A 5,090-nucleotide genomic window follows, 5' to 3' on the forward strand; every position below is an offset into this window, starting at 1 on the left:
ATGCTGGCCCTGTCCCGCGCCGGGGCGGAGATCCTCCCGGCCTGCCCGGGGTTCTACCACCGCCCCGCCTCCGTCGAGGATCTGGTCGATTTCGTGGTATCGCGCATTCTCTCCCGGGTGGGGGTCGGCTCCGCACTCTATCCCCGGTGGGGGGAAGCCGCGGGCAAGGAAGAGGAGCGCAAGATAAGGAGGGCGGAACCGATGAGCCGGCTTCGCCGGAACCGCTGACGCGGGAGGAGTTTCGATGAAGAAGATCCTGGTGGTGGACGATGAGGAGAACATCCGGGAGCTCTACCGGGACGAGCTGGCCGAAGAGGGGTACCGGGTGGAAATGGCCGAGAACGGGTTCCAGGCGCTGGCGAAGTTCGAGTCGTTCCGCCCCGACCTCGTGACGCTGGATGTGATGATGCCTGGCATGGACGGGATCGAGGTTTTGCGGCGGATCCGCGAGAAGAACCCGTCGGTCCCCGTCCTTCTGCTGACGGCGTTCGGCGAGTTCAAGCAGGACTTCAGCACGTGGGCCTCGGACGCCTACATCGTGAAGTCGGCGGACGTCACCGAGCTCAAGCAGACCGTGCGCAAGCTTCTGGGAAGGAAATGACGGTTCTCTCGGTCCTCTACGAGGCGCTGCGGGGGAAGAAGCAGACGACCGTCCCTCCGAGGGAAGTCTCGCTGGCCGGGGCGCTGACCTCGGGGCTCTACGAAGTCTCGAAGGCGATGAGCGCTCCTGCGGGGGACGTGCAGCGCAGTCTCGACCTCATCGTCTCCGCTTCGGCCTCCATCCTGCGCGTCGAGCGGTCCATCCTCCTGCTCAAGACGCCCGGCCAGGAGTACCTGGTCCCGCGTTCGATCGCCGGAATCCCGCGCGGAAGACAGTTCGAGAAGTACCGCCAGGAAGTCCATGACAACGTTTTTTCGCAGATTCTCGAGAGCGGGGAGGGGATGATCGTCTCCGAGGCGAGGCTGGGTCCGGAGCGGAAGCTCCTTCGGCTGATGCGCCGCCTCGACGTACGGGGATTCCTCGCCGCTCCGGTCAAGGGATCCTCCGGAGTCGTGGGAATCCTGGCGGCCGCCACTCCGCTGGACGGGAGACAGCTCTCGGAAGCCGACCTGAAGCTGTTGTCGGTGATGGCCAACTTCGCCGCGGTGGCGCTCGAGAACGCCCACCTGGTGTCCCGCCTCGACCGAAAGGCGAAAAAGATCGCGGCGATCCTGGAGATCAGCCGGGCGCTCAGCGAGGAGCACCATCCTTCTGTCCTCTTCCAGCTCATCGTCGACCGCGCGACGGAACTGATGGGCGCGTCCAGCGGCTCGGTGATCCTCATCGACAAGAAATCCGGGACCCTGCGCATCGAGGCGGAGCGGGGGCTCGGCGAGGGCGTCAAGGAGACGATGCTCCTTCCGGTCGGCCATGGGATCACCGGATGGGTGGCCAGGGAAGGGAGGCCCGTCCTGGTCCCCGACGTCCGCACGGATCCCCGGTACGTGGAGGCGAACCCGAAGGTGCGGTCCGAAATGGCGGTCCCGATCAAGTGGGGGAACGAGGTCGTGGGGGTGCTGAACCTGGATCACTACGAACCGGAGGCCTTTGCGGAGGAGGACCTGGAGCTGCTGGACGCCTTCGGGAACGCGGCCGCGGTGGCCCTGAAGAACGCCCATGTCCTGGGAGAAGAAGGGGAGAAAAGCTAGCCGATGACCACCGTCCTGGTCGCGCGGCCCTTGTGGCCCGTGCTGCGGCGCATCGTCCCGTTCCTTGCCGCGGAAGGGTACCGCGTGGAGGAAGCCCCCTCCTGGTCGCGGCTCGTGGACGCCCAGTTGTCCTGTCCGGGCCTGGCCGGCGTTTTTCTCGGCGAGCACGGTGCCGTCACCGACGAGGTTGCTCTCCTTCGCCGCTTCAGGGAGCGGGAAGGGTCGACGGGCGTCCCCGTCATCCTGGTCGGTGGAAGGAACGCTCTCTTGCGCGCGGCAAGGTTCCGGGAGGCGGGGGCGGACATCGTGATTTCCGCCGACATCTCCCCGGAGCTGTTGATGGAGAAGGCGGCGCCCCTCCTGCATTACGGTGCTCTCTACCAGTCCCTGCTCAATTCGAACCGAACGCTGCGCGAGCAGGCCATGCTGGACGACCTTACGGGATTGCCCAACCGCCGGCATTTCTCCGCAGACGTCGCCCGCCATATCGAGATGGCCCGCCGCATCGGGCGGCCCCTTTCCTGCATCATTGTAGATATCGATGATTTCAAGAAGATCAACGACGCCTATGGCCGCCCCGTGGGGGATAACGTGATTCGGCAGTTCGGAACGGTGCTGAACCGGGCGAAACGGACGTACGATTCGGTGGCCCGGCTCGGCGGCGACGAGTTCGCGTGGCTCCTGGTGGATGCGGATCCATCGCAGGCGATCCAGGCGGCGGGCAGGGCCCACGGGATCGTGCGGGAAAGCGTCTTCGAGGTGGAGCCCGGGCCCATCCGGCTGACCGCGACGTTCGGGGTCTCCTCGGTCTACCCGGGGGTGGACCTGTCGGTGGACTACCTTGTAGGCAACGCCGACCGGGCGCTATACTGGGGAAAGGAAAGCGGAAAAAACATCGTCCGTTTCTATCCGGCGAAGAAGGCAGATCCAGATGCAGCGGAACATACTTATCTACCCTGACCCCTTCCTCCTGAAGAAGGCAGCTCCCGTTTCCCGGGTGGACGAAAAGGTCCGGGAGCTGATCCGCGACATGTTCGAGACGATGCGCGCCGCCTCCGGAGTCGGGCTGGCCGCGCCGCAGCTCGGAGTCGGGAAGCGCGTGATCATCGTGGACATTTCCCACGTGGAAAAGGAGGTCGCCCCCCTGGCGCTCGTCAATCCCGAGATCGTGGAGAGCAGGGGGCTGGAGGAGGGGACGGAGGGGTGCCTGAGCCTCCCGGGGATCGAGGGCGTCGTTCCCCGGGCCGAGTTCGTCCTCGTGAAGGCGCTGGACGAGCAGGGCCGCCCGGTTCAGATCGCTGCGCGCGGTTTCCTGGCCCGTGCCCTGCAGCACGAGATCGATCATCTCGACGGGGTCCTGTTCATCGACCGGATTCCCGCCGCGGCCGCTCCCGCGAGGTAGTGGCAAAGCCGCCGATAAATACGTGACCCCCTTCCGGGTGGTCTTCATGGGGACGCCGGCGTTCGCCGTCCCATCCCTTTTCGCGCTTGCGAAATCCGAAAACATCACGCTCGTGGTGACCAACCCCGACCGCCCCTCCGGGCGGGGTCAGACCCTTTCGCCGTCCCCCGTGAAGGTGGAGGCCCAACGACTGGGGCTGCCGGTGTTCCAGCCCGAAAAAGCGAAGCATCCGGACTCCGTGGCGAGGATCGCAGCGGAGGAGCCCGACCTGATCGTCGTGGCGGCGTACGGCCACATTCTCCCCGAATCGATCCTGGATATCCCTGCGCACGGGTGCATCAATGTGCACGCCTCCCTTCTTCCGAGATACCGGGGGGCCGCACCGATCAACTGGGCGATCGCCCGGGGAGAGACGGTGACCGGCGTGACCATCATGAAGATGGACGTCGGGATGGATACCGGGCCGATGCTCCTCGTCCGGGAGATGCCGATCGCCGACCAGGACACGGCACGGACGCTTTACGACAAGCTCTCCCTCCTGGGCGCGGAAGCGCTTTCCGAGGCCCTCCGGAAGCTCCACGAGGGGACGCTTGCGGAAACGCCGCAGGACGACGCGCTGGCCTCCTACGCACCGATGCTGAAAAAAGAGCACGGGCGGATCGACTGGTCGCGGCCCGCCGGCGAGGTTCGGAACCTGATCCGGGGGATGACGCCGTGGCCCTCCGCCTGCACGTCCCACGCGGGGAAAGTGCTCAAGATCCTTTCGGCGTCGGTTCGCGAGGCGCGGGGAGAACCGGGCGAGATCCTCGATGTCGGCCACGAAGGGGTCGTGGTCGCCTGCGGCGAAGGGGCGATTGCGCTCGGGATGGTACAGCCGGAGGGCGGCAGGGCGATGTCCTCCCGGGACTATGCCCGGGGGCACCGCGTGAAGAAAGGAGAGCGGTTATCCCCGTAAGGGAGGCGGCGCTTGCGATCCTCTCCCGCGTGGACCGGGGGCGGGCGTACGCCGACATTCTCCTTGACCGCGCGCTTCGCGAAGGAGGCTTCCCCGACGCCCGCGACCGGGCGCTTCTGACCGAATTGGTGATGGGAACGCTCCGGCGCCGGGGCACCCTCGATGTTTCCCTTTCCCCCCATCTCTCCCGTCCGATGGAAAAGACCGACGCTCTGGTGCGCAACGCCCTGCGGCTGGGCGCCTACCAGCTGCTGTACACGCGCATTCCCGAGCGGGTGGCGATCTTCGAGACCGTCGCGGCGGTGAAGCGTACCCGGGGGGAGAAGCCTGCCGGGCTGGTCAACGCCGTGCTCCGGTCGATGGTCCGAGCGGAGAGGACACCGGTTCTGCCCGGCGGGGAAGGTCCGCTGCGGAAGTCGGTGGAGCTCGCCGCGCCGCTTTCCCTCTATCATGCTCTCCTCCGTTCGCTGGGCGAGAAGGAGGCGGCTTCCTTCCTTGCGGCCTCCCTGGAAAAACCGCCTTTCGTCGTGCGGGCCAACGCGTTCCGGACCTCCCGCGATGCGCTGATGGCCCGGCTCTCCGAGGCCGGCATGAATCCCGTTCCCTGCCGGTATGCAAGCCACGGAATTCTTCTCGGCAAGCCCGGGGGGGTGCACGCCGATCCCGGCTTCCGCTCGGGGGCATACCTCGTGATGGACGAGGGGGCGCAGCTGATCGCCCCGCTTCTCGTTCCCGGGAGAGGGGAGGAGTTGCTCGACGCCTGCGCCGCTCCCGGGGGCAAGACGACGCACCTCGCGGCGCTCTCCTCGGGCAAGGCGCGCATCCTGGCTGTGGACGTCTCCGCGGGCCGCGAAAAAATTCTCCGGGAAACGGTGGCGCGCCTGGGCGCAAACGGGATAGCGACCGCCGTGCACGATTTTTCCGCGGGCCCGCTGCCGGCCTCGTCGGAGCGGTTCGACAAGATTCTGGTGGACGCCCCGTGCACCGGGATGGGAGTCATCCGGCGAAATCCCGACGCGAAGTGGAGGTTCGATCCGGCCGATC

7 protein-coding genes are annotated in these 5,090 nt (G+C 66.6%); all 7 read left to right on the forward strand.

Annotation, left to right across the window (positions count from 1 at the left end; genetic code table 11):
• A complete protein-coding gene (locus A2Z13_02530) occupies positions 1 to 228 on the forward strand; it encodes a hypothetical protein (protein ID OGP80793.1) in 228 nt (75 codons plus the stop codon).
• Positions 229 to 244: 16 nt separating this feature from the next.
• Entirely contained in the window at positions 245 to 601 is a 357-nt protein-coding gene (locus tag A2Z13_02535; protein OGP80794.1) for a two-component system response regulator, read from the forward strand.
• Positions 598 to 1,689 (forward strand): hypothetical protein, encoded by a 1,092-nt coding sequence (locus A2Z13_02540; protein ID OGP80795.1) that lies wholly within the window; start codon positions 598 to 600, stop codon positions 1,687 to 1,689. The genes A2Z13_02535 and A2Z13_02540 overlap by 4 nt, the downstream gene beginning before the upstream one ends.
• Positions 1,690 to 1,692: 3 nt before the next feature.
• Entirely contained in the window at positions 1,693 to 2,649 is a 957-nt protein-coding gene (locus A2Z13_02545) for a hypothetical protein (protein ID OGP80796.1), read from the forward strand.
• Entirely contained in the window at positions 2,621 to 3,091 is a 471-nt protein-coding gene (locus tag A2Z13_02550; protein ID OGP80797.1) for a peptide deformylase, read from the forward strand. The genes A2Z13_02545 and A2Z13_02550 overlap by 29 nt, the downstream gene beginning before the upstream one ends.
• A gap of 46 nt (positions 3,092 to 3,137) precedes the next feature.
• On the forward strand, positions 3,138 to 4,046 hold the full coding sequence (locus A2Z13_02555) for a methionyl-tRNA formyltransferase (protein ID OGP80799.1): 909 nt from the start codon (positions 3,138 to 3,140) through the stop codon (positions 4,044 to 4,046).
• A gap of 29 nt (positions 4,047 to 4,075) precedes the next feature.
• A partial coding sequence (locus A2Z13_02560) for a hypothetical protein (GenBank protein ID OGP80798.1) occupies positions 4,076 to 5,090 on the forward strand: 1,015 nt, incomplete at its 3' end.

The organism is Deltaproteobacteria bacterium RBG_16_64_85 (assembly GCA_001798885.1).
In the GTDB taxonomy this organism is placed as follows: Bacteria; Desulfobacterota; Deferrimicrobia; order Deferrimicrobiales; family Deferrimicrobiaceae; genus FEB-35.

Coding starts and splice junctions, on each gene's coding strand:
- A2Z13_02530 (OGP80793.1), top strand. CDS start 1: ATGCTGGCCCTGTCCCGCGCCGGGGCGGAGATCCTCCCGGCCTGCCCG.
- A2Z13_02535 (OGP80794.1), top strand. CDS start 245: ATGAAGAAGATCCTGGTGGTGGACGATGAGGAGAACATCCGGGAGCTC.
- A2Z13_02540 (OGP80795.1), top strand. CDS start 598: ATGACGGTTCTCTCGGTCCTCTACGAGGCGCTGCGGGGGAAGAAGCAG.
- A2Z13_02545 (OGP80796.1), top strand. CDS start 1,693: ATGACCACCGTCCTGGTCGCGCGGCCCTTGTGGCCCGTGCTGCGGCGC.
- A2Z13_02550 (OGP80797.1), top strand. CDS start 2,621: ATGCAGCGGAACATACTTATCTACCCTGACCCCTTCCTCCTGAAGAAG.
- A2Z13_02555 (OGP80799.1), top strand. CDS start 3,138: ATGGGGACGCCGGCGTTCGCCGTCCCATCCCTTTTCGCGCTTGCGAAA.